The organism is Microcoleus sp. SVA1B4, assembly GCF_036700545.1.
Lineage (GTDB): Bacteria > Cyanobacteriota > Cyanobacteriia > Cyanobacteriales > Microcoleaceae > Microcoleus.
In genome coordinates this window covers 1-22,774 of the sequence record NZ_JAUBPB010000063.1, presented here as the reverse complement: position 1 = coordinate 22,774, position 22,774 = coordinate 1, and the positions used below count along the sequence as shown (strand labels likewise).

The following is a 22,774-nucleotide window of genomic DNA, read 5'->3' as shown; positions in this document are numbered from 1 at the left end:
CTTTTGAAAATTGAGATTACTATTTGAGTCGGTTTTAACCGACTTATGCTATTAGACAGGGACTTGAGTCCCTGGCGGCCAGTGGCAGAATGAAACAGCTCTGCTGGGGGCGAGGGGATACCGAGTTATGTTCCTATAAAATATCCGTATTACCAACAACTACCCTCAATAAAAATGCCAACAAAGCAAAAATTTTTACTGCCAAAAATGGGCTGCGGCACTTGGGCCTGGGGCAACAGATTGCTCTGGGGATACAATGAAAGTATGGACGAGGAATTGCAAGTCGTTTTCAATCTTTGTGTTAGTAACGGTGTCACCTTATTCGATACTGGCGACTCTTACGGAACTGGGAAATTAAATGGACGCAGCGAACAGCTTTTGGGGCAGTTTTCTCAACAATATCAAGGTGCAAACAAAGACAGTATTTGTATTGCGACAAAACTGGCTGCTTATCCTTGGAGACTGACGCGACAATCAATGATATCGGCTTGCAAAGCCTCTGCTGCGCGCCTCGGAAAAAATGTAGATTTGGTGCAAATGCACTGGTCTACAGCTAATTACGCTCCTTGGCAAGAAAGCGCTCTTTTAGACGGTTTGGCTGACCTTTATGAGCAAGGATTGGTCAAGGGAGTGGGCTTGTCTAATTACGGGCCGAAACGGCTGAAATGGGTGCATCAAAGATTTAGCGATCGCCAAATTCCTATTGTTACTTTACAAGTGCAATATTCGCTACTTTCCACCTATCCCGTGACCGAACTAGGGTTGAAAGATGTTTGCGATGAATTGGGGATTAAAATGATTGCTTACAGTCCTCTAGCCTTGGGGTTGCTGACGGGTAAATATTCCGAAAACGGCTCTCTTCCTAAAGGTATCCGAGGTTTGGCGTGCAAGCAGCTACTTCCGGGAATGCGATCGCTTCTGGAGTGTTTGCGAGAAATAGCGGCATTCAGAAACAAGACTGTTTCGCAGGTAGCAATCAACTGGTGTATCTGCAAAGAAACTATTCCGATTCCGGGGGCGAAATCTGCTGCACAGGCGATGGATAATATTGGTGCTTTGGGCTGGGAGTTAGACTCCGGGGAGATTGCCGAATTGGATAAGGCGGCGGCGAGTGTAGATAAGAAAATGGTGCAGAATATCTTTCAAACTCGGTAAAAAGACTCTCGCGTGGGGTGGGGGCGGGTTTATTTAAGCTGTCTGCATTCTTTAAATCTTTTGGTGAACCCGCCCCTACAGTTTTTTGACGGCGGGTGTAAGAGATCGGGTTAAATAGATATGATTGCTGTAGGGGCGGGTTTTACAAACTATCATTGCCTAAAATCAATAATCTCATAAACCCGCCCCCACCGGATGACACAATCTTTCATTGATTCACACAAAAATTTTCCACACACCGCACAAACATTTCTACACCCATCCCCAGCGCAGTTTCATCAAAATCAAAGCGCGGGTGATGGTGCGGGTAAGCCAAGTTTTTCTCTGGATTTGCTGAACCCAAAAAGAAATAGCAACCGGGGACTTCTTGCAAAAAGAACGACATATCCTCGCCGCCCATTGTTTGACATTCGGGAACGATTCCGGCAGGAGTTTCGACGACGGATTCTGCCACGTCGCGCACCAATTCAGCTATTCTCGAATCATTAATAACTGGCGGATAAAGCGCACAATAATCTAATTGGTAATTAGCGCCGTGACTCTGACAAATTCCGGCAATTACTTGCTCGATTCGGTTTGCAAAATAACCTTGATATGCTGGATTGAAATAGCGCACCGTGCCACCGATTTGAGCAGTATCGGCAATCACGTTGTGGGTGTGGCCTGCGTGGAATTTGCCGACAGTTACTACCGCTGAGTCGATCGGGTCAATATTCCGCGCGACAATTGCCTGCAAAGCGCTGACAATTTGGGCTGTAACTACGATCGAGTCCACAGTCTGATGTGGCATTGCGCCGTGTCCACCTTTGCCAAAAATCGTGCAGTCAAAAACTTCCACAGCCGCCATCAGCGCGCCGCTGCGGACGCCTACAGTGCCTAAAGGTAGATTGTTCCACAAATGCAAGCCGACGATCGCATCAACATCAGGATTCTTCAAAACACCCGCCTCAATCATCGGTTTTGCGCCTCCTGGCCCTTCTTCGGCGGGCTGAAAGATAAATTTTACTTTACCCGAAAAGCTGTGTTTGTGCTTGGCAAGATAACAAACAGTACCAAGGGCGATCGCAATGTGGCCGTCGTGGCCGCAAGCGTGCATAATTCCATCATGCTGCGATCGATAATCCACCTCATTTTCCTCTTGAATCGGCAAAGCATCCATATCAGCCCGAATTGCCAAAACCCGCCCCGGTTTGCCGCTGTCTATAGTGGCGACAATACCAGTTTGAGCAATATTAGTTTCATGATCTATTCCCCATTCCTGCAACTTTTGTGAGATAAACTGCGCCGTTAAATTTTCATCAAAACTCAACTCCGGCCTTTGATGCAAAAGGCGACGCCATTCAACTAGCTGAGGCTGCAAATTTCTAATTTCCAGCCGCAACTGAGATAAATCGACAGAGGTTAAATTCGGTAAAGTAGAAACCATGTTTTATTCTCCTTATAGCAATTTGTAAAACTCTCTCTTTTCTTTCTCTGTGCTCTCTGCGCTCTCTGCGGTTAAAAGAAAATCTTCTTCAATCCTATCTGAGTTGTGCCGGAGATTTTTTTTTAATGAACCGCAGAGGACGCAGAGTACGCAGAGGAAGAGAAGAATGAGAAAGAGATGTGTTGAGAATAGGGTTATTTAGAAGTCTGAGGAACTAAATTAACCCCTGGTAGCAACCGCTCTAAATCTAAATCTGAAGCAACTTTAGCTAATTTAGCAAGGTCAGTCGGGTCATCTAAATGCGGCAAAATACCCAACACAGGTATTTGAGTCAGCGACTGGATTAAATCAACGGGCGCTAAATCGGCAATTTCTTGTTCAGAATAAGCTTTAACGCAATTGAGCACAATTCCTCTCAGCTTAAAACCAGTGTGTTTGGCGAGAGCAACATTCGCCACAGCTTGCCCGATCGCCCCCAACTTCACAGGTACTACCAAAACCCCTCTCAGCCGCCAATCCCTAGCAATATCGGCCACCGTCAGTTCCCACGTTACAGGCGATCCCAGCCCTCCCAAAGCTTCCACCAACACAAAATCCTTGCGTTCAGAGAGGCTTTGCCACGCTGTCCAGACCTTTTCGAGTTCGATACGTCTCCCCTCCCGTTCGGCCGCAATCGGCGGTGCTAGAGGCGCATCAAAGTGCACCGGATTGAGTTCTTGGGGGGATTGGTCGAGGGAAAACAAACGGGTGTAAAGTTCGCGATCGCCCGTTCCTGTTTGCAACAGCTTCATAATTCCCAAACTGCGATCGGGAAAATACATTTGCCAATAAGCAGCCAGAGCGCTGGTCAAAACAGTTTTGCCCGCGTCGGTATCAGTTCCAGTAATTAGCAGCGAGTTCATTGGCAAAAAGCTAACAAATAATTGGCCTCAACCTCAGTCTAGGGGAATTTTGCCAGAAGTTTAGAGTTCTGGTGATGGTGCGGGTGTTGGTGCTGGTTCGGGTTCCGGCGCGGGCTCCGGTTCGGGTTCCGGCGCGGGTTCCGGTTCCGGTTCCGGCGACGGTGCCGGAGTTGGGGCAGGTTCCGGCGATGGTGCTGGTGTTGGGGCAGGTTCCGGTGTTGGTGCGGGTGTTGGTGCGGGTGTTGGTGCTGGTGTTGGCGACGGCGCGGGTGTTGGTTTGGGTGCGGGCGCCGGTTTGGGCGCTGGAGTCGGCGCTGGAGTCGGCGCTGGAGTCGGCGCTGGAGTCGGAGTTGGCGCTGGGCTTGGTTCTGGGCTTGGTTCTGGTAAAGGTTCTGGGCTTGGTTCAGGCAAAGGTTCTGGGTTCGGTTCTGGTAAAGGTTCTGGGCTTGGTTCCGGCAAAGGTTCTAGGGTTGGTTCCGGCAAAGGTTCTGGGCTTGGTTCTGGCACAGGTTCTGGGCTTGGGGTTGCCAAAGGTTGCGGGGTTGGGGTTGGCAAAGGTAGCGGGTTTGGTACCGGAGTTAGTGTCGGCGTCGGACTTGTAAGTGCTGGCGGTGTCGGAGTGGGTTTGGGGCGCGAATTGTTGAGAAATGAGCCGACTAAAGCCCAGGAACCAAAGCCAGTCAAGATTACTAAGCCGGCCAGCAGTCCGATCGCAGCGATGGGATTGTCCCAAAAAGAGCCCCCAACAGGCTCACTTAACGGGTCTGGCTGGTTTGGCGGGGGGGAACTCTGGGCGACGGGCTCTGGCGGCCTGCCCACGGCCACCGTTGCTATTAGCGAAGGGTTTGTCTGCACCACTACTGGCGCGGGCGGTACAGTTGGCTGGCTAGGTTTAGGATTAGTTTGGGCGTCGAGTGCTTGGGCGACTTCGCTGACAGATTGATATCGATCGCCCGGAGATCGGCTCAACATCCGATTTAGCACCAAAGCCAAACCCGTGCTCACCTGCGCTTGCTGCTGCCAATTCCACTGCAGCGTTGTTTGATCGAGCAATTCCTGCGGTTCTTTGCCTGTCAGCAGGACGATCGCCGTTACGGCTAAAGCGTAGAGGTCGCTGCTGGCAGTTGCCCGCCCGCTTTGCAACTGTTCCATCGGCGCGTAGCCGATTTTACCGACAGTTGTCGCGTGGGCTGTTCCTTCGGGAGACTGGACTTTGGTGGCGAGTTCTTTTACCACTCCAAAGTCAATCAGCACCGGCAACTGGTCGTTTTCCCGCCGAATTATATTTTCTGGGGAGATGTCGCGGTGGATGATGCCGCGGGCGTGGATGTGAGCGAGTACCGGCAACATTTGCCGGATAAATACCAAGACTTCGGCTTCAGTGAAACTGCGACCATTGGAAGTTCGATCGAGCAACAGTTCGCGGTAAGTCATCCCTTCCACGTAATCCTGCACTAAAAACAAACGCTGGTTCTCTTCAAATATTGCTCGAAACTGGGGAATTTGTGGGTGCCCAATTTGGTAAAGTATTGCCGCCTCTCTTTGGAACAATTCCTTCGATTTTTCCAAAACGTATGGCCCGCTTTGCACCGGGATCAATTCCTTCAGGGCGCACCGTTCTTGAAACCGTCCCAAATCTTCTACTAAATAAGTCCGGCCAAATCCTCCTTGACCTAAAATATTCACCAAGCGGTAGCGGTTTTGTAGGAGAGTTCCAATAGCAATAGGTGGCTGCATAAGTTTAAGTAGAAACTGTTAAAAAATAGACGATCGCTCACAGACTTAGTAATGCTAGGTCTTTAATGCTCTTGAGCATACTTCACTATCTGTAGTCCCCAGTCCCGACCAAAGTTAGTATTTTACATTTTTTATGACATTCTTGGACGCAATGATGGTCAGAAACCGGGTTTTTTCACGAAAACACAGAGGTTGCCACCTGCAGATCCGATCAAAAACCCGGTTTCTGCGTCAATATCTCAAGGGAGAAATGCACGATTTTTCGTAGAAACCGGGTTTTTTGGCCTTAGCCCTAATAAATTGTCGCCCCTCGGCCTAAGCCATACATCTCTATAAAGCTTGAGATGATTTATCGGAGATGTCTAATGACTAATGACTACTGACTACTGACTACTGACTACTGACTACTGACTACTGACTAAGGACTAAGCTTTGCTTTCACCATGTCTTGAATTCTGTTACCGTCTGCTTTGCCCTTAAGCTGCTGCATTGCCTTGCCCATCACCTTGCCCATATCTTTTGCAGAAGTAGCGCCAACCGAAGCAATCACTTCGTCAACTACTTGACTCACCTCTTCGTCTGACATCTGCGCCGGCAAATACTCTTCAACAATTGCCAACTCCGCCTCCTCTTGTGCCACTAAATCTTCGCGGCCACCTTTGCGGTATTGTTCGATCGAATCCCGGCGCTGTTTGGCTATTTGCATCAAAATTTCCATTTCTTGAGCTTCTGTCAGCGTTTCTTGCCCGGAGGGACGGAGGCTGACTTCTTTTTCGAGAATAAATTTCTTGATGCCGCGAACTGTTTCCAAGCGAACTTTGTCCTTGGACTTCATGGCTGCTTTGATTTCTGCGTCAATGCGTTCTCTTAAGCTCATCGATTTCTACCTTGCTTTGCCCGATCTCAAAAATCTGAAGTATGCTTCCGATTCTTAACTTTTTTTACAGTATTTTTCAAGTTTATTGCCTGTTGGTGGCTTTTTTATCGCATGGAACCCGGATGCCTTCGACTTTCGACTGAATTTTGGGCCGCTAGACTTCCCGCCTCAGCCCCAAATTGACTCACGGTAGAACTTTTAGACCCAGGGACACCAGTGCGATCGTACTTCTGCCATTACAGAGAGCGCTAGAACCCACATTCCGCACGCTGGGCTGTCACACAGCATAATTACGCAGAATGCTTGATCTTTACAGTAATAAATTATGCCTTTAAAAAGTAATTTATCCGTTAATGTACGGTATTATAGTATAACTTATAGTTTTATGGGTGGATAAAAATAAGTAAAAACCGATTGTGACCGTTGAGGGTGCCGAAAGAGGGCTAGAAACCCGGTTTCTCGGACATATTTCTGCAAGTCCTATTCAATTCGCCTAACTTCACACTTGTGGTCGCCTCGAAAGTTAAATCTATTAAAAAATTGGCTGAATATTTCTAGTTTCAGATGGTAAGATAGCGATGGAATAAACGTCCTGCAAGAGGCCTGCTGTGATCCGTTCTGCTACTTTACCGCTTCCGCTTCCCGAGCCGCCGGTTTCCGCTCATGACCGTCTGCGGCTGTTCTCCGGTTCTGCTAATATTCCCCTCGCCCAAGAGGTGGCTCGCTATCTGGGGATTGATTTGGGGCCGATGGTTCGCAAGCGGTTTGCTGATGGGGAACTCTACGTTCAAATTCAAGAATCGATTCGGGGTTGCGATGTTTACTTGATTCAGCCAACTTGCTGTCCGGTAAACGATCGCCTGATGGAATTGTTAATTATGATCGATGCTTGTCGCCGCGCTTCGGCTAGACAAATTACTGCTGTCATTCCCTATTACGGATATGCTAGGGCTGACCGCAAAACGGCCGGAAGAGAGTCGATTACGGCAAAATTAGTGGCTAATTTGATTACGGAAGCTGGGGCAGGTCGCATTTTGGCGATGGATTTGCACTCGGCTCAAATTCAAGGTTATTTTGACATTCCTTTCGATCACGTTTACGGTTCGCCGGTGCTTTTGGATTATCTGGCGAGCAAGCAATTGACGGATATTGTTGTGGTTTCGCCGGATGTTGGCGGAGTCGCTAGGGCGAGAGCTTTTGCCAAAAAGCTTGGTGATGCTCCCCTGGCAATTATTGACAAGCGCCGCCAAGCTCACAACGTCGCCGAAGTGATGAACCTCATCGGTGATGTCAGGGGCAAAACTGCTGTGTTGGTGGACGACATGATCGATACTGCCGGCACGATTTCTGAGGGCGCGAGATTGTTGCGCCACGAGGGTGCGAGGCAGGTTTATGCTTGTGCTACTCATGCGGTGTTTTCGCCTCCAGCCATCGAGCGTTTGTCTAGCGGGGTTTTGGAAGAGGTAATTGTTACGAATACAATTCCTGTACCGGAAGAAAACCGTTTTGAGCAGTTGACGGTGCTTTCGGTAGCCAATTTGCTCGGAGAAACTATTTGGCGGATTCACGAAGATAGTTCTGTTAGCAGTATGTTCCGCTAGAGGGCAAAGACACTTTTTGAATGTTTGTTTGAGGGTGCGTTAACAAGAGTGTAACGCACCGTTTTTTTTGTGAATAGTGCGATCGTTTCCCGCAAGTAATCAGCCCAGGCTCATCTAAATTTTACTGTCAAGTCCCCTCAAATTCTTGTGGAGTGGGCGTCCCGCCCGCCCGGAAAATACAATTTAGATGCCGAACAGCTTATCAAGTTCCTCGGTAAAATAACGGTTATAAGTTTGTACTGAGGACTCAAGTCCTCATACAATTCGCTCGGACTTGAGTTTTCACTACGAACCAATTTGACGATCGCCGATCGATCGCACTTGGTACCACCGGAACAAGAGATGGTAAAATTCTATCTTGTTGTTGGAAGAGGGCGACTTTTTTATATTCTAGATAAGTCTCATCACAATAAGGAGCCAATAGGGAAAAATCATGAAACATTCACTTGTACGAACAGTGGCCGCACTGGCAGGTTCAGCAATTTTAACACTTGGCGCGATCGGTTCGGCTAAAGCATTTACTTTTGACGAAACCGAAATTAACCAAGACCGAGTAATTGTCATCGCCCAACCCCGCCCTTCCGGCGGCTACCAATTGCTAATTGTAGAACAGGTATCTAACACGCGACAATGCTGGAGCGAAAGTGGCTCTAATCCCGTGAAAGTCGATCCATTATTAGTTAGTTTTGATTTCACCGGTATTTGTGGTCGCGCAACAGACAGCAACGGCTTTTCAATTCGCATGGCAGGCACCGATTTAGCATTAAAATACGCCCTGACTTTGGAAATTGTTGATGGCAATGTTCTACTAATTGGAACTCCCGTAGATTACCAAGGTAAATCGGTGGTGATAGGCCGCACAAATGGCGATGCTAACGAATTTATGAAAATCACTCTCGATCCTGCTTGGCGCTTGAGCAAAAGAGCTTATCAAGGCCGCACATTAGGTCACTTTTATTTCACTACCAATCAACCCGCACCGGAAGAAATTGGCAATACCGGAGGCAATACCGGAGGCAATACCGAAGTAATACCGCAGCCAATACCAATACCAATACCGCAGCCAATACCGCAGGAAATACCGCAGCCAATACCGCAGGAAATACCGCAGGAAATACCAATACCGTAGGCAATACTAGCTTTTCTACAACTCGGAGATAGCTACCGAGGATATCTACGCTTCCGAAATTAAAGAAGCTGTGGGCTTTGGGTTTGTAGCCCGGTTTTTTCACAATAATACCTTTCGATCGCAATTTGCGGTTACCAGAGAGCAATTGGTATCTTTAGTTTGGGAATCTTTGAAAGGAATACAATGTGGTAATATCACATTTCCTAGCTATGTTTCTATCCCTCCCTATAGCGACGTTCCTATTTCCCACTGGAGTGCCGGAAAACTTCTATTTGCGCGGGACAACAAGATAGTTAGCGGCTATCAAGATGGAACTTTTAAACCTACCCAGCCCGTCACTCGCGCTGAATTGATGGGGGTGCGCCGTCGAGAGGCGGAATTCGGTTTTTCGGCGGGAATGCAGCCAAATTTAGTTGCTAAAGAGCCGTCTAAAACTTTTTTAGAATAACGGCTCATTAATGTCTGAAGGTATTGACGATATTGATCTAGTCTGTCCCTTATACAATCACCTCATTTGTGGGTTAATAGTTATATGTTGTACTCTTGTCAAGAACGGGCAAGATGCCCGTTCCACAAAATTTGATTTTATTGTGGAATGGGCATCTTGCCCGTTCCTAAACAAGTAATTGAGAAGGGTGCAAGATATCAGTTAATCAGGACTAAAGTCCTGATTACAAACCAGTTCGTAATCAGGACTTTAGATTTCATCATATCGTTTACTTGGGTTTCTTCTTAGATAGCTTTTTAGGAGTTTTCGGAACCGGGATTGTCTCTAATTCTTGCTGTGCGATATCTGAGGTTGAGTTACAAAAGTCATTTAAGGAAAGTTTTTGTTGCGATTCAAGTTCGTTTAGCAAGTTTGAAGCAGTTTCTAATATTTGCTTTCCCTGTCGGACTTGAATAGTAGTTTTATTTTCGATCGCATCTAGCAACACAAAAATCGAGACTGTTTGCCAAATATCTAAATCGTCGCCCACGACATCGCAAGCAGAGACAATTTTGCCGTTTTGTGGGGCGTGAATTCCTAAGCCGGAATCTTGAATTAACGGCTGGATTTCTGCTAGACTTAAATTCGCAAGGTCGCTAATTTTATGTTCGAGCGATACTAAATCTGCTAAATCGGGTAAGTTGACAGATTCGGCCGCTAAAGCATCGAACTTGAAGGTAAGAGTTTGATTCAGCGGATCGGAAATGGCATAAAGTGATTGAATTTGCGATCGACTAACCGCACCTTTCTCGAAAAAATCTCTACCTTGCGGGGCGATCGCAATTTTTCCATTTTCAGCCACCTCCAAGGTTTCCAAACTAACCAGAGTCGCCGCCGTAGTCTTCACAAAAATCTCGTCCAACCCCAGCAAATCCGCCAATTCCTTCAAAGTTGGCGCAGGTTCAAACTCAACGCCCGCCCGCAAAATGAACTCTTCCAACACGTTAAACTCGCGCGGTTCGCTAATCGCCACCTCCAGCGGAGTTTGGCGGATTGCAAAGCGGAATTGACGCGCCGCCAACACTGACAAACCCGGATTTTGTTGCTCAATTTGTTCGGCTAGCGAACTTAAATTTGAGTCAATTGTTTTAGTTGAGGACGCTAGAAACATCTACAAAACCTCCGCAGTGACGCACCGTTTTTGAAACTTCCTGATACATTTTTCCCACAGTACCTAGTTGTTGAGTAAATAAATCGTGGCAGCCGACAACTACCAGCAATTCTTGAGCGCGGGAAAATGCCACATTCACCCGTTCCGGTTCCTTAGCAAATCCAATATCGCCCCTAACATTATTGCACACTGTGCTGACAATAATTACAGGTCTTTCCATACCTTGAAATATGTCAACCGTACCAGTGCGGATGCTCAAAGCAGGGAATCTTTCGCCTTCGATTCTGTCTTTAATTGCATTTAATTGAGCAGCATAAAAAGTGATAATTCCGATTTCTTTCGGTGGTTCACCGTCGGCAACTTTGGGCTGCCAAGCTATCTCCATTTGTTCGCACAAACGCTCGATCGCATCAATCTCCTTGACATTCAACCGCGAAGTACCCTGTTTTTCCTCTTCAAATCCTTGTCCGATGGGCGTTTTCACCCACAGAATATGATTATTTTCTTGAATGATTCTACCTGCGAGGTTGTGGGCGCGCTTGGTGTCAGCTTCCTGAATGCCACAGTTGAGTTTTTGCTGGTAAAACTGATTGATTGCGCCCATGATTTGTGGGTGCATTCGATACTGAGTTGTCAGCATTTTTTTGATGCTGTCGCTGGCATTTTCAAACAAAACTTTGAACAGCGATTCTTTGATAAAGCTAAGTTCGTCTCCGGTACAGCCGATGTCTTCGGCAATATCGTCGATCGTACTTTGATTAAACATCGGCGGCAATTGCCTGTGATCGCCCACTAATACTAACTTTCTGCCTTTCAAAGCGGGGATTAATAACTCTGGCGGAGTGCATTTGCTAACTTCGTCAATGATAACTGCATCAAAGCTGGGAAAGTTTTTAGTAAAATCGAAACTAGCAGCTTGCACGCAAGTAATGCCGATCACGTTGGCATTGTCAATATAAATTTGCTTTAAATCGTTGCGGTCTTTTTCTGATGGATTGCGGAGTTTTTGAATCCAATCTGTCACAAACGTTTGAGAGCGATTTAGTGCGGTTTCTTCTTGTTCTAATTTACGTTGCCAAGTTTTGAATAAACGCTTAATTTTGTTCAAAAAAGCTACGGTGAATAATCCTGTATTCGGAACTTCTGGCTGATATTGAGTCGGGATAGTTTGCCATGCTGACTCCCACCAATTTCTCTCGACAAGTAATGCTGCTGTTGGTTGCTGCTGTTGCAGTTGAGCATTAATTTCGCTCAATTCTGCTTGTAGTTGAGCGAGTTGCTGCTGCGAAGTTGCAGCCGCAATTTGTAGCGGGGATAAATGCTCGTCAAGGGTGTTTTTGATTGTCTCCAAAACCCCAAAAGGATCTAAGTCAGCAATGGATTTTTCAAGCTGAATCGTGGTTGATTTCCAAGCCTCAACTTGCTTGACAAACTGCTGCGGTTGCTCCCAAATATTCGATTTTTGGGCGAGATATTGTTCGGATAAAATTCGCAATTTTTCAGGTACGTTTGGCTGTTGGACAATTGCTTGCAACAAAGTAGTAACTTCGCTAATTTTTAAGTTTGCCTCTTGCTGCGCTGTTTCTACCTGAAGTTTAGCGGCGGATATTTGCTGCTGGCTCAAGGTTTGACCGATTTTATCTAATAACTGTTGCTGTTTTATAAGCTGCTGTTCGGTTTCGGTTTTCAGGGGAACCACGCACTGACGGGCGTTTGCGAGGATACTGTGCAGCAATTCTTTGACTAGGCGATCGAAGGTAGCCTGGATATGATTTGGGTGCAAGGATTCACTATAAAATTGTTGAATGCTGCTTAAGAAAGTGCGAGCTTTTTCGATGATAAATTTGCGCTGACTTTGGCTGACTTGGGAATAGCTGGCGAAGTCTTTGGCTAGTTGCTGCCACTGTGTACGATCGCCCGCAGAGAGTACGATCGGCGTTTGACTCAAATTTAGGTGCAGAAACTCGCTAAACCGGAACTGTTGCCCTTGTATGTCCTTAAAACCTGCGCTTTCTTCGTGGGATATAGCCTTTTGCAACCGATCCAAATCGGGCAAATTGATTTTGCATTTGGGCGGTACGATCGGCAATTTGAGCGATCGGGCAATTTTCAGCAATCCTGTCGGCAATTCTACCATATCATCCGTCAGCATTGCGCCCGTTTCCCAGCAAGTTTTCACGACTTCATAGAGCCCCGTATCTGCTGTCTCAATCCACTGTGCAACGGCGACGACAACGGCTGCAATTTCCGCTTTTCGCAGTTCCAAATTCTTGATTTTCTGTTCGAGATTTTGGCGATGTGTCTGATTTTGCCGATCGCCCAATTCGAGTTGATTCACAGCCTCAGACATCTGCCGCGACACCCGCAACGACTCCGCAACCGCCGACATAGCGTGACAAACATCATCAGCGCGATCGAATGCCGTCTTAAATTCCGATATTTGCGCTGCTACAGTTTCCTGCAGCCAAACAGCAATCCCAAACGCGCCGCAAGCAGGGCGATCGAACCCTATTTGAATAGCATTGCTAGCGGCAATCCGCACATTTGCCATAAAGTTTTCTACTAAAACATTGCCTTCTGAATAGGGTTTTAGTCGGGGCATAAACTCGGCAACTTCTGGAGATTCCCAGTTAACTTGCGGCGCATCCAGCAAACTTTCTAGCCCACTAACTAGAGATTCAATCTCGCTTTTTTTGGTTAAAGCCTCTTCATAAGCTGCTGCTTGCTGACTGCATTTTTCCTCAATATTTGCTTGACTGTCGTGCAGATGTTTGAGCTCATTAAAAAAATCTCTCTCTGCGGCACAGTAGGCGGCAAATCGCTCTGATTCTGCCACCAACTGCCGCAAAGATGTGATATTAGTCAGGCGCTGCGAGAGCTTTTCTTCGCAGTCAGTCGCCGTATTTTGCAGCCAAGTGCCGATCGCATTTTCCTCCAAAAACGGCTGCCCTTCCTCCTGCACCTTATGAGCTTTTCCCTTCCGCAAAGCCCGAATCGCCGGATTGTGAACTAACCGACTCAAAGCATTGTCTACAGCCAAATTTGCTTGCGAAGCAATGAGCGTTTTGCCACCCTGACGGGCAATTTGATAGCAAATCTCCGCAATCACAGTCGTTTTGCCCGTTCCCGGCGGCCCTTGAATCAAAATTAAATCCCGCGCCGAAAGCACAGTTTCTACGGCAGCAAGTTGGTCCTCATTAGCATTGCGATTTAATAAGTTTTCCCGATCCAATTTAATCAGTTTTTCGGGCATTCTCGCCTGAGAAGAGTCGAATAAAAACTCACTCAAATAGGGATTTTGAGCGCGACCATCTGTCAGCATTTTTAAAGCTTTTTTCTTGCGTTCGATCTGACTGATATCGCCCGCCGCCTCAAAATACAAGAATCCTTGTTTGGGCATTTGATATCTGCCACCCGCCATGCGAGATCCTAAATCAACATCTAACTTAATGCGTAATTTACCATGTTCAAAGTCAATTTCAGCGATGCTGCCTAATGTCTCTCCATCTCGGCTGCTTCTACTTCCGGGCGGCGAATCAAACAGAATAATTTCTTCATTTCGCGCCTTTTTTAGCCTTTCGCGAAAGTCGCCCAATTCTAAGGAATTTTCCTCATAGCCGTCAAGAGTTGCGGAATTACGATCGATTTCAAAAGTGACGATTTTAAAGCCTGAACCGTAATTGTGCGCTCGGAAAGGCACGCAAAATTGACGCGCTTCGGCGATGCGTTTTTCCACATTTAAAAAAGTATGCCAAACTTTTAGTTGTTCCGTAGTTGGTATGTGTCTCTCGTCCCAAAATGGCATTTGTTGGACGCGGGCGATCGACTTTACAGGAATTGGCGATCTACTGTTAGCCAAAAGTCGCAACTGCACCGGCAAAGCATACCCATCTTTCCTTCCTCTGGGAACCGCCACCAAACCAGCATCCAGCAGTTTTAAACCGCCAATTCCGTCTTCACAGCGTACAGTTGCTAACAACCGCAAAGTGCGATCGGCTTTTTGCAACAATTGGGGTAATTCAAAATCATCTCCATCCGTAGCAAGGAGCAATTCCCAGATTTCTTCTTCCGAAAATCTCTCATTTACCTTTTGGCGGCGCACGTAGAAAAGATTGTGGGATTTCCCAGCTATCTCCGACATCAGAATTTCCGCACGCTCTTTGCATTCCCAATCGCAATATTTCCCTAAAGCCGCTTCTCCTTCTATATCGCGAATAAACTTATTAATTGTGCGATCGCCACTAAATTTATATCCCCAATCTTCTGTTACTAAAGATGGCATATTTTGATTTTAGATTTTAGATTTTAGATTTTAGATTGGATTTAAGATTAGCACATCGGAACTTGTGCCGACAGAACCGCGACCTCCCAAAAAAAAATTAAGGTGTGCATTGCACACCCTACGACCATCGCAAATTACCGTACAGGCAACGGGCGATCGAATTAAACAGTTGAGAATCAAAAGGGCGAACGATGGGACTTGAACCCACGAATGGTGGTACCACAAACCACTGCCTTAACCACTTGGCTACGCTCGCCGTATCAGTTTTAACTATAGCATCATATCTCAGCACAAGTCTAGGGGTAAGGCAAAAATATTTTGAAATATTTCTGAGCGTCCCTGAACCGGACAGATCGATGGTGCCTCAAATTCCAAGCACAGTAGGAGTTTAGCACAATTTTCGCTCTGTGCGATCAGGGTGAGCGATCGACCTGTGCGATCGGCAATTATCTCGCCCCCAGCACTCAATCGATTTTAGATTTTAGATTTTAGATTTTAGATTTTAGAATTGAAGCATTGACTTGCGCGAGATAAATTCGGGGGCTCCTTTATCGGATACAGGTTTTTTATGTCTCCACGGATGAACCACGTGGCGGGTATCCTGGATGCTTTCGGTCATGGGGCCTAGGTTCGGTAGCTTTGGCAGCGTCCCGATTCGATCCCGCGCATTAAAATAGCCTTATCAGCCCAGGCGCATCTACAGTCCAGCTTGATAAAACTCACCTCTGACACCATTTTTAAGAACAGGCAAGATGCCTGTTCCACAAAGAATGAATTTCTTTTAGGGTGGGATCTTCTAGCCCGCCCCTAAAAGCCGGATTGAGAATGGTGCAACATCTCAGATGAAATGCTTGTGGGGTTTCCCGCCCGCCCGAAAAATACAACGCAAGAAGCCGGACAGCTTATCCCACACTGCATGAGTTATCAACCATCCCTCTTGTCTCTCTTCTCTCTTCCCTCTTCCTTCGCGCAGCTTCGCGTCTTCGCGGTTCGTTTAAAAAAAAGTCTTCTGTGCAATCTAAAATCTAAAATCTAAAATCTAAAATAGATATGAGCTACTGTGTGAACCCTGAATGTCAAAATCCTCAAAACTCCAACGCCGCACAATTTTGCTTAAACTGCGGCTTTAACCTGTTGCTGAGACAGCGATATCGCCCGATTGAACTTTTAGGTAGAGGCGGATTTGGTAAAACTTTCCTAGCAATTGATGAAGACATCCCATCTCTACCCCCCTGTGCAGTCAAGCAATTTTATTTTTACGACCGTGATCCCGAAATTTTCAACAAAGCCGTTGAATTATTTCGGCAAGAAGGCGTCCGTTTAGACGAACTCGGAAAACACCCGCAAATCCCCACATTATTAGCCTGCTTTGAACAAGAAGGTCATATTTATTTAGTTCAAGAGTTTATAGAGGGATCGACTCTTAAACAAGAATTAGACCAGAGTGTCTACGATGAAAATCAAATTTGGCAACTGCTGCAAGACTTATTGCCCGTGCTGCAATTTATCCATGAGAAGCGCGTCATTCACCGGGACATCAAACCTGAAAATATTATCCGCCGCCAATCGGACAACAAACTCGTATTGATCGATTTCGGCATTGCCAAACTGCTGACTGATTCAGCAATACTCCGTTCAGCAACGCTCATCGGCAGTCAAGATTATGTAGCTCCAGAACAAATGCGCGGCAAAGTATTTCCTGCTAGCGACCTTTACAGTTTAGGGGTTACTTGCATTCGCCTGATGACGCAAGTTCCTCCCTTGGATATGTACGACTGCAACAACGAGCGCTGGTGGTGGCGCGAGTTTCTCCCCAAAGCCACGAGTATTAGCGACGAGTTAGGTGAAATTTTAGATAAATTGCTGCAAACTCGTCTCACTCAGCGGTACAGTTTTGCTACGGAAGTTTTGGACGATATCAAAGCAGCTTTAGATATTCGCCATCAAAATTTGCTTTCGCCCCAAAAGCCGATCGCTCCTGCTCTTAATAATAGCGACAACTCTGCCGATATCAACGCGCTACAAACTCCTGATTCTCCGATTTTACCCACAAATGCCGTAGCCAATTCCGCAGAAACTTTTCCCTTATCTGTTACTTCAAATACTTCAAATCTCGATCCAACCCTAATTTCTGCACGGGGAATTAATTATACCAAACTGCGAGATTTTTTGTCAAACAAAAAGTGGAAAGAAGCCGATCGCGAAACTTGGACTCTGATGTGTCAATCTCTTTCCCAGCAACCGGGAACTCAGCTAGAAATTAGCCAAATTTACCAGATCCCTTGCGAAGATTTGCAAACAGTCGATCGCCTGTGGCTGCACTACAGTCAAGGTCGGTTTGGCTTCAGCGTCCAAAAGCAGATTTACGAAAGCGTTAAGGGAGACTATATCAGATTTTGCGATCGGGTCAACTGGCAAACCTACAATTCTGCTACTACTTTAGGGCAGATTAAATTTAGTCAGCAAGCACCAATCGGACACCTCCCCTCTCGCAGTTGGGTTGGCGGCATTCAGTGGCTGCGACACCTCGATGCCCTATCAGCAAAATTAACCGAGTGCGACAATAATCCTGCTCCTAAATTGTAATTCGGTCTACCGACTCACTAAGTATAATTTCATATTTAAACTCTACCGGAAAGCAGAGAAATTTGTTGAGCTAGATGTATCCATCGACCGAGGCTCGGTGCGATCGATTGTCGCACAATGGATTCTGAAGGTGAACACAGCTACAAGTCTGCAATCCTGAGACTGTAGCAACAGAATTAAAGAGAGGTATCAATCCATGTTTTTTCACAAAAAACAATTAATGGCTGCGGTGACTGTAGACCAACCCAACCCCCGTTTTGCCCAATTGCTGCTAGAACAGTTTGGCGGAGCAACCGGAGAACTGACAGCAGCTCTGCAATACTGGGTGCAGTCTTTTCACTGTGAAGATGCAGGGATTAAGGATATGCTCCAAGATATTGCAATAGAAGAATTCAGCCACTTAGAAATGGTGGGTCAACTCATAGAAATGCACACCAAAAACGTTGACCAAACAGAAGCTTACAAAAGCACTTTGTTTGCGGTGCGTGGCGTAGGCCCACACTTGTTGGACAGCCAAGGTCAAGCTTGGACGGCAGCTTATGTCAACGAAGGTGGCGATGTGGTGCGCGATTTACGCGCTAATATCGGTGCAGAAGCAGGAGCTCGCCAAACCTACGAAGAGTTGATTAAACTAGCACCGGATATGGGAACGAAAAAGACGTTGCAGTTTCTGTTGACTCGCGAAATTTCTCACACTCAAATGTTCATGAAAGCTCTGGAAGCGCTGGGCAAACTCACCGATCCGATGTTCGGCAATATTCCGCCAGATTCCACTGTGGATCTCTACTTTAACTTGTCCACAAATGGCAAGGATGAACGCGGCCCTTGGAACTCGGAACCTACTTTCAAATACATTGCCGATCCCGCTCCAAAAGCTTAATTTGAGAGTTGTTTAGCGTGTGGGGCTTAAAAGATTTAAGCCCTGTATTAAGTAATTTTTCAGCCGCCCGCCTTCTTTTGTAAGGTGGGCGGCTTAGAAAATTTAAGCCCTGTGTTGAGTGCGTAGGTTGGGTTGAGGAACGAAACCCAACATTTTCTCTACAATTTTCCTTAACTGAACCTTATTGATTTTTAAGCCGCGCACCGTAGGATATCGAACTTTTGTGTTGAGTATTTTTCAAGTCACGGGCCCAACGGTGTTATAATTATTTGAAATTCGGCTCGAACATTAACATCAAATCCATATTGAAATTGCGCTCATCCACCTATTTATTAGTTTCTCACGGCAGCCGTGACCCCAGACCCCAACAAGCTTTGGAAAACCTAGGTCAACTGCTGTCTCAAAATTTGGCTGACTCCTTCCCCGCAGTAGCAACCGCCACCTTAGAACTCGGGCCCGCACCGCTGCACGAACAAATTTGCAGTTTTGGCGAACGTACCCTGTCGCTGGGACTGACAGAATTGCAAATCCTGCCTGTATTTTTATTGCCGGGAGTTCACGTCGCCGAAGACATACCGGCAGAGGTGGAAATTGCCCAAAAAACTTTTGGTGACAAGCTAAAAATTGAATTGCGCCCGCATTTAGGTTCCCAGGAAGCAGGCTTAACAAAATTGGTAAAAAGTCAGATGCAAGAGGTGAGTTTTCTCCCCAATCTGCTATTGCCAAAATGGATTTTATTATCTCACGGCAGCCGTCGCCCCGGAGGTAACTCGATTGTTGAGGAAATTGCCAGCAAACTCGGTGCGCTGACAGCTTATTGGTCGGTAAAGCCGAGTTTGGAAGAGCAAATTGACAGTTTGGTTCGTGGTGGACAGCAGCAAATAGGGATTGTGCCATACTTCTTATTTAATGGAGGAATTACAGATGCGATCGCCAAAAATGTAGCACAGCTAAAGCAGCAATTTCCTGCGGCGGAACTTCATCTCGCAAATCCTCTAGGCGCAAGTGTAGAATTAGCAGACTTAATTGGGAATTTAATTCAAAAATGAACCGCAGAGGCACAGAAGAGGTAAAGGAACCAAGAAAAATGTCTTTAGGAAAAGTGTATTTAGTAGGTGCGGGGCCCGGAGATCCGGGTTTGATGACCTTGAAGGGAAAAGCTTTGTTAGAGTGCGCGGATGTGGTGATTTACGACGCTTTAGTCAGCCCTCAAATTTTGGCAGCAATTAACCCCCAAGCAGAACGAATTGATGCCGGAAAACGCAAAGGGCGTCACTCGTTAATGCAGGACGAAACAACTCAGTTAATGATAGAAAAAGCTGGAGATAATGCGATCGTAGTTCGTCTCAAAGGCGGCGATCCGTTTATCTTCGGCCGCGGTGGCGAAGAAATGGAAGAGTTGGTAAAAGCTGGAGTGTCTGTAGAAGTTGTGCCCGGTGTAACTTCTGGGATTGCGGCCCCTGCTTATGCGGGAATTCCTTTAACACATCGATCGTACAGTTCCTCAGTCACCTTTGTCACCGGCCACGAATCAGCGGGAAAATATCGACCGGAAGTAAATTGGCAGGCGATCGCCCGTGGCTCCGAAACCATTGTAGTATACATGGGAATCCACAATTTGCCTTACATTATCGGCCAGTTAACAGCAGCAGAATTAAGTGCAGAAACGCCCATAGCGTTAGTGCGCTGGGGAACGCGGCCGGAACAAGAAGAATTGATCGGGACTTTGGGTACAATTGTAGAGCAAGTTGAGGCGATCGGATTTGCAGCACCTGCGATCGCGGTAATCGGAAATGTCGTTAATTTGCACTCGATATTGTCTGGCTGTCGGCCAGTTTCTCAGACTGTAGAATAAGCGCAGAAATTGCCCCTAAATCCTCGTAGGGTGCGTACTGCGTACCCTACTTACTACTTTTGATGCGTCTGTGCTGTTGATTTCAACGCGCCACCTGGCGCATATACTCCCCCCACAACTGAGCGGCATTTGCACTACCTCCGGCAGTCGGAGAATTATCATCATTTCCCAACCAAACTCCTGTCACCAGTTGCTGACTCGGAATATAACCGACAAACCACAAATCTCTATTATCATTAGTCGTGCCTGTTTTTCCAGCTTCTCCCAACCCCAAAGCAGCACTGCTACCCGTACCTCCCCGCACAACACCTTGCAGCATATCAGTCATCGTATCCGCTACGGCTTCAGAAACTAACTGCCGATTGGCAATGCCATCTTTTTGATACTCATAAATCACCCGGCAACTGTTAAAATCATTTCGATCTTTGCAATCGCTGCTGTCAATAATTCGCTTAATTACGTGGGGGCGATTTCCTAAACCCCGATTGGCCAAAACCCCGAAAGCACCCGTTAATTGCAACACATTAACTTCACTTTCACCTAATACTAAACCAGGGTTAGAACGCAGTTCCGAAGTAATTCCCAAACGTCTTGCCATTCCCACTACATTGTCTAAACCGACATCTTGTGCAATTCTCAAAGCAACTGCATTTTCCGACTGTGCTAAACCCCGATACATATCAGCATTACCGCTGGTTCTTTCGCAGCCGCTGTAACTTTGTCCGCCCCAAGAAAGGGGGGCGCAAGAATAAGTTTTATCGGGTGAGATTCCCTGTTCCAGGGCGGCTGCATAGCTGAAAATCTTAAATGTAGAACCGGGCTGTCTCAAAGCTTGGGTAGCCCGATTAAACTGACTTTTTAAATAATCTACGCCCCCAACTAAAGCTAAGACTTCCCCGGTTGTACTATTGAGAGTTACCACGGCTCCTTGAGAAAAACCTGCACTGGCTCCCGCATTTTCAACAGCATTTCTGAGGGAAGTTTCCGCCAACTTTTGCAGGCCGGGGTTCAAGCCTGTTTCTACAATAAAATTGCCTTCTCTGGCTAACTGCTCCCCCAGCAAAAACTCCAATTCGTCAAATACATAACTGTAGAAATAAGGAGCGATCGTACTTTGCAGATATTGGCGAGCTTTAGGATTGATCTCAATTCGCGATCGCCTCGCGCGATCGGCTTCTTCCTGAGAAATCGTCCCCAGTGCGCGCATCCGTTCGATCACTCGATCGCGATACTGCACCGCCAACTGATAATTTTGAATCGGATTAAAACTGTTGGGAGCAGGCAAAATCCCTGCCAAAGTCGCCGCCTCTGACAAAGTTAAATCCCTGGCAGACTTCCCAAAATAAAACCGAGCCGCATCCTCAAAACCGTAAAGATCAATCCCCAAAAACACCCGATTTAAATAAGTCAGCAACAGCTCATCTTTGCTGTAATAATTCTCCAGTTTCAACGCCACTACAGCTTCCCGTAACTTGCGTCCCGCCGAATCTTGAGTTCCCACATAATCTCGAAACAAACTCCTCGCTAATTGCTGCGTCACAGTGCTGCCGCCTTCGCGAATTCCTCCCCCGCGAACATTGGTCAAAAGCGCGCGCAAAACTCCGATCGGATCTACTCCCAAATGCCAATTGTAACGACTGTCTTCCGAAGCAAGTACCGCCTTGGATAAATAGGGCGAAAAATCCTGCAATTGCTTTAATTCTAAGTGAGCGTTATTCTGAGGAGGACGTAGGGGAGTTTGCCCATCGCGGGCGTAAACAATCACGGGGCCATTGATACTTCTCGGCAGAGGCCGCACTTGAAACTTTGTCGATTCAGCACCTACCAACACGGCAATCAAAGCGGTGATTCCGCTGACGCCGTAAAAGCTGTAACGCACAAGTTGCACATACCAAGGCGGCGGATATACGTACTGAATTCTGACAGCGGCGGCTAGTTCCGGCGGCCCTAAAGTGAACACGTCTCCGTGACGCAGGGACATACTTTTAACTCGCCTTTTGCCATTGTAAATGCCGTTTGTGGAGTCTTCATCTTTGATGACAAAAGGAGTCCGCCGCCGAGTATCCCGCGACAGGGATAAGTGCACGTGACTGACAACGGGATTGCGAACTACTATATCTGAAGATTTGGACGATCGACCTAACAAATATCGATCGCCCAACAGCGGATAAACCTCAGCTTTAGCTGCACCCGCATCCTGAACCCACAGTTCGGGTACTTTGGCATTAGGTTTCAGCGCTAGCTGGTTAAAATTAACCTTGGCAATAGTCTGGACTGCTTGGGTAATTGCACCCAAGACGGTTTGAGGTTTGCGGGGCGGCGGCGGTGGGGTCATATTTCGCTGTGCACTACGATCGAGCGATCGGCTCTTGCACCATTCTACTCGCAACTTTTGGCTAATTTCACGATCGGCTCACACTCTTAGGGCGATCGTCGGCTAATGGCGATCGATTTTGGGGTTATTGGTGAACCCGCAAGGCCAGCAGTTGATTGAGCAAATCTCCACCCAGCCACAACAAATCCCGATCTCACCAGGAAATTAAATTATCATAAACTTGCCCAAAAATTAATACTTTCGATAACATTTATAGCGGTTCTCAAGCGTGGTGAGGTATGGGGTGAGTCCTATGCCCTATGCCCTATGCCCGCGAGAGCACCTCATGTTACTGAGGATCGCGAATTAAATAACTTACAATTTTAATTGTTATTGTGGGATGGGCGTCCCGCCCGTCCTTTTTGGACGGGC

General features: G+C 46.8%; 16 protein-coding genes and 1 tRNA gene. 8 read left to right on the top strand and 9 right to left on the bottom strand.

What is annotated here, in order from left to right:
• Positions 1–174 precede the first annotated feature (174 nt).
• Entirely contained in the window at positions 175–1,155 is a 981-nt protein-coding gene (locus QT987_RS23325; RefSeq protein WP_333244921.1) for an aldo/keto reductase, read from the top strand.
• 208 nt (positions 1,156–1,363) lie between these two features.
• Here the strand turns inward: QT987_RS23325 and QT987_RS23320 are convergent, their stop codons facing one another.
• The 4 genes from QT987_RS23320 to QT987_RS23305 form a co-directional block, all read right to left on the bottom strand.
• Complete coding sequence (locus tag QT987_RS23320) at positions 1,364–2,581, bottom strand: M20 family metallopeptidase (protein WP_333244918.1); 1,218 nt, start codon at positions 2,579–2,581, stop codon at positions 1,364–1,366.
• 194 nt (positions 2,582–2,775) lie between these two features.
• Positions 2,776–3,483 (bottom strand): dethiobiotin synthase, encoded by a 708-nt coding sequence (gene bioD, locus QT987_RS23315; RefSeq protein WP_333244915.1) that lies wholly within the window; start codon positions 3,481–3,483, stop codon positions 2,776–2,778.
• Positions 3,484–3,543: 60 nt separating this feature from the next.
• Entirely contained in the window at positions 3,544–5,220 is a 1,677-nt protein-coding gene (locus tag QT987_RS23310) for a serine/threonine-protein kinase (protein ID WP_333244912.1), read from the bottom strand.
• A 418-nt stretch (positions 5,221–5,638) separates the two neighbouring features.
• Positions 5,639–6,097, bottom strand: coding sequence for a GatB/YqeY domain-containing protein (locus QT987_RS23305; protein ID WP_333207777.1), 459 nt, complete (start codon positions 6,095–6,097; stop codon positions 5,639–5,641).
• Positions 6,098–6,705: 608 nt separating this feature from the next.
• Here QT987_RS23305 and QT987_RS23300 point away from each other — a divergent pair.
• From QT987_RS23300 to QT987_RS23290, 3 genes are all read left to right on the top strand, one after another.
• Positions 6,706–7,698, top strand: a complete 993-nt coding sequence (locus QT987_RS23300) for a ribose-phosphate pyrophosphokinase (RefSeq protein WP_333244908.1) — start codon at positions 6,706–6,708, stop codon at positions 7,696–7,698.
• Between the two features lie 433 nt (positions 7,699–8,131).
• Complete coding sequence (locus QT987_RS23295) at positions 8,132–8,827, top strand: DUF3747 domain-containing protein (protein ID WP_333244903.1); 696 nt, start codon at positions 8,132–8,134, stop codon at positions 8,825–8,827.
• A 70-nt stretch (positions 8,828–8,897) separates the two neighbouring features.
• Positions 8,898–9,275, top strand: coding sequence for an S-layer homology domain-containing protein (locus QT987_RS23290; protein ID WP_333244900.1), 378 nt, complete (start codon positions 8,898–8,900; stop codon positions 9,273–9,275).
• A gap of 268 nt (positions 9,276–9,543) precedes the next feature.
• On the opposite strand, the gene QT987_RS23285 is transcribed toward QT987_RS23290, so the two are convergent.
• From QT987_RS23285 to QT987_RS23270, 4 genes are all read right to left on the bottom strand, one after another.
• Positions 9,544–10,425: a hypothetical protein gene (locus QT987_RS23285; RefSeq protein ID WP_333244897.1), complete on the bottom strand. Its 882-nt coding sequence runs from the start codon at positions 10,423–10,425 to the stop codon at positions 9,544–9,546.
• Positions 10,403–14,707 (bottom strand): AAA domain-containing protein, encoded by a 4,305-nt coding sequence (locus QT987_RS23280; protein ID WP_333244894.1) that lies wholly within the window; start codon positions 14,705–14,707, stop codon positions 10,403–10,405. The genes QT987_RS23285 and QT987_RS23280 overlap by 23 nt, the downstream gene beginning before the upstream one ends.
• 183 nt (positions 14,708–14,890) lie before the next feature.
• Positions 14,891–14,963: transfer RNA gene (locus tag QT987_RS23275), tRNA-His, on the bottom strand.
• Positions 14,964–14,992: 29 nt separating this feature from the next.
• On the bottom strand, positions 14,993–15,175 hold the full coding sequence (locus QT987_RS23270; protein ID WP_333244891.1) for a hypothetical protein: 183 nt from the start codon (positions 15,173–15,175) through the stop codon (positions 14,993–14,995).
• Positions 15,176–15,757: 582 nt separating this feature from the next.
• Between QT987_RS23270 and QT987_RS23265 the strand changes: the two genes are divergently transcribed.
• The 4 genes from QT987_RS23265 to cobA all read left to right on the top strand — a co-directional run bounded on the left by QT987_RS23265 (position 15,758) and on the right by cobA (position 20,028).
• Positions 15,758–17,293, top strand: a complete 1,536-nt coding sequence (locus QT987_RS23265) for a serine/threonine-protein kinase (RefSeq protein ID WP_333244888.1) — start codon at positions 15,758–15,760, stop codon at positions 17,291–17,293.
• A 196-nt stretch (positions 17,294–17,489) separates the two neighbouring features.
• A complete protein-coding gene (locus QT987_RS23260; protein ID WP_333244885.1) occupies positions 17,490–18,173 on the top strand; it encodes a manganese catalase family protein in 684 nt (227 codons plus the stop codon).
• A 305-nt stretch (positions 18,174–18,478) separates the two neighbouring features.
• On the top strand, positions 18,479–19,222 hold the full coding sequence (locus QT987_RS23255; protein WP_333244882.1) for a sirohydrochlorin chelatase: 744 nt from the start codon (positions 18,479–18,481) through the stop codon (positions 19,220–19,222).
• Complete coding sequence (cobA, locus tag QT987_RS23250; protein WP_333244879.1) at positions 19,219–20,028, top strand: uroporphyrinogen-III C-methyltransferase; 810 nt, start codon at positions 19,219–19,221, stop codon at positions 20,026–20,028. The genes QT987_RS23255 and cobA overlap by 4 nt, the downstream gene beginning before the upstream one ends.
• 82 nt (positions 20,029–20,110) lie before the next feature.
• Here the strand turns inward: cobA and QT987_RS23245 are convergent, their stop codons facing one another.
• Positions 20,111–22,363 (bottom strand): transglycosylase domain-containing protein, encoded by a 2,253-nt coding sequence (locus tag QT987_RS23245; RefSeq protein ID WP_333244876.1) that lies wholly within the window; start codon positions 22,361–22,363, stop codon positions 20,111–20,113.
• Between the last annotated feature and the right edge of the window lie 411 nt (positions 22,364–22,774).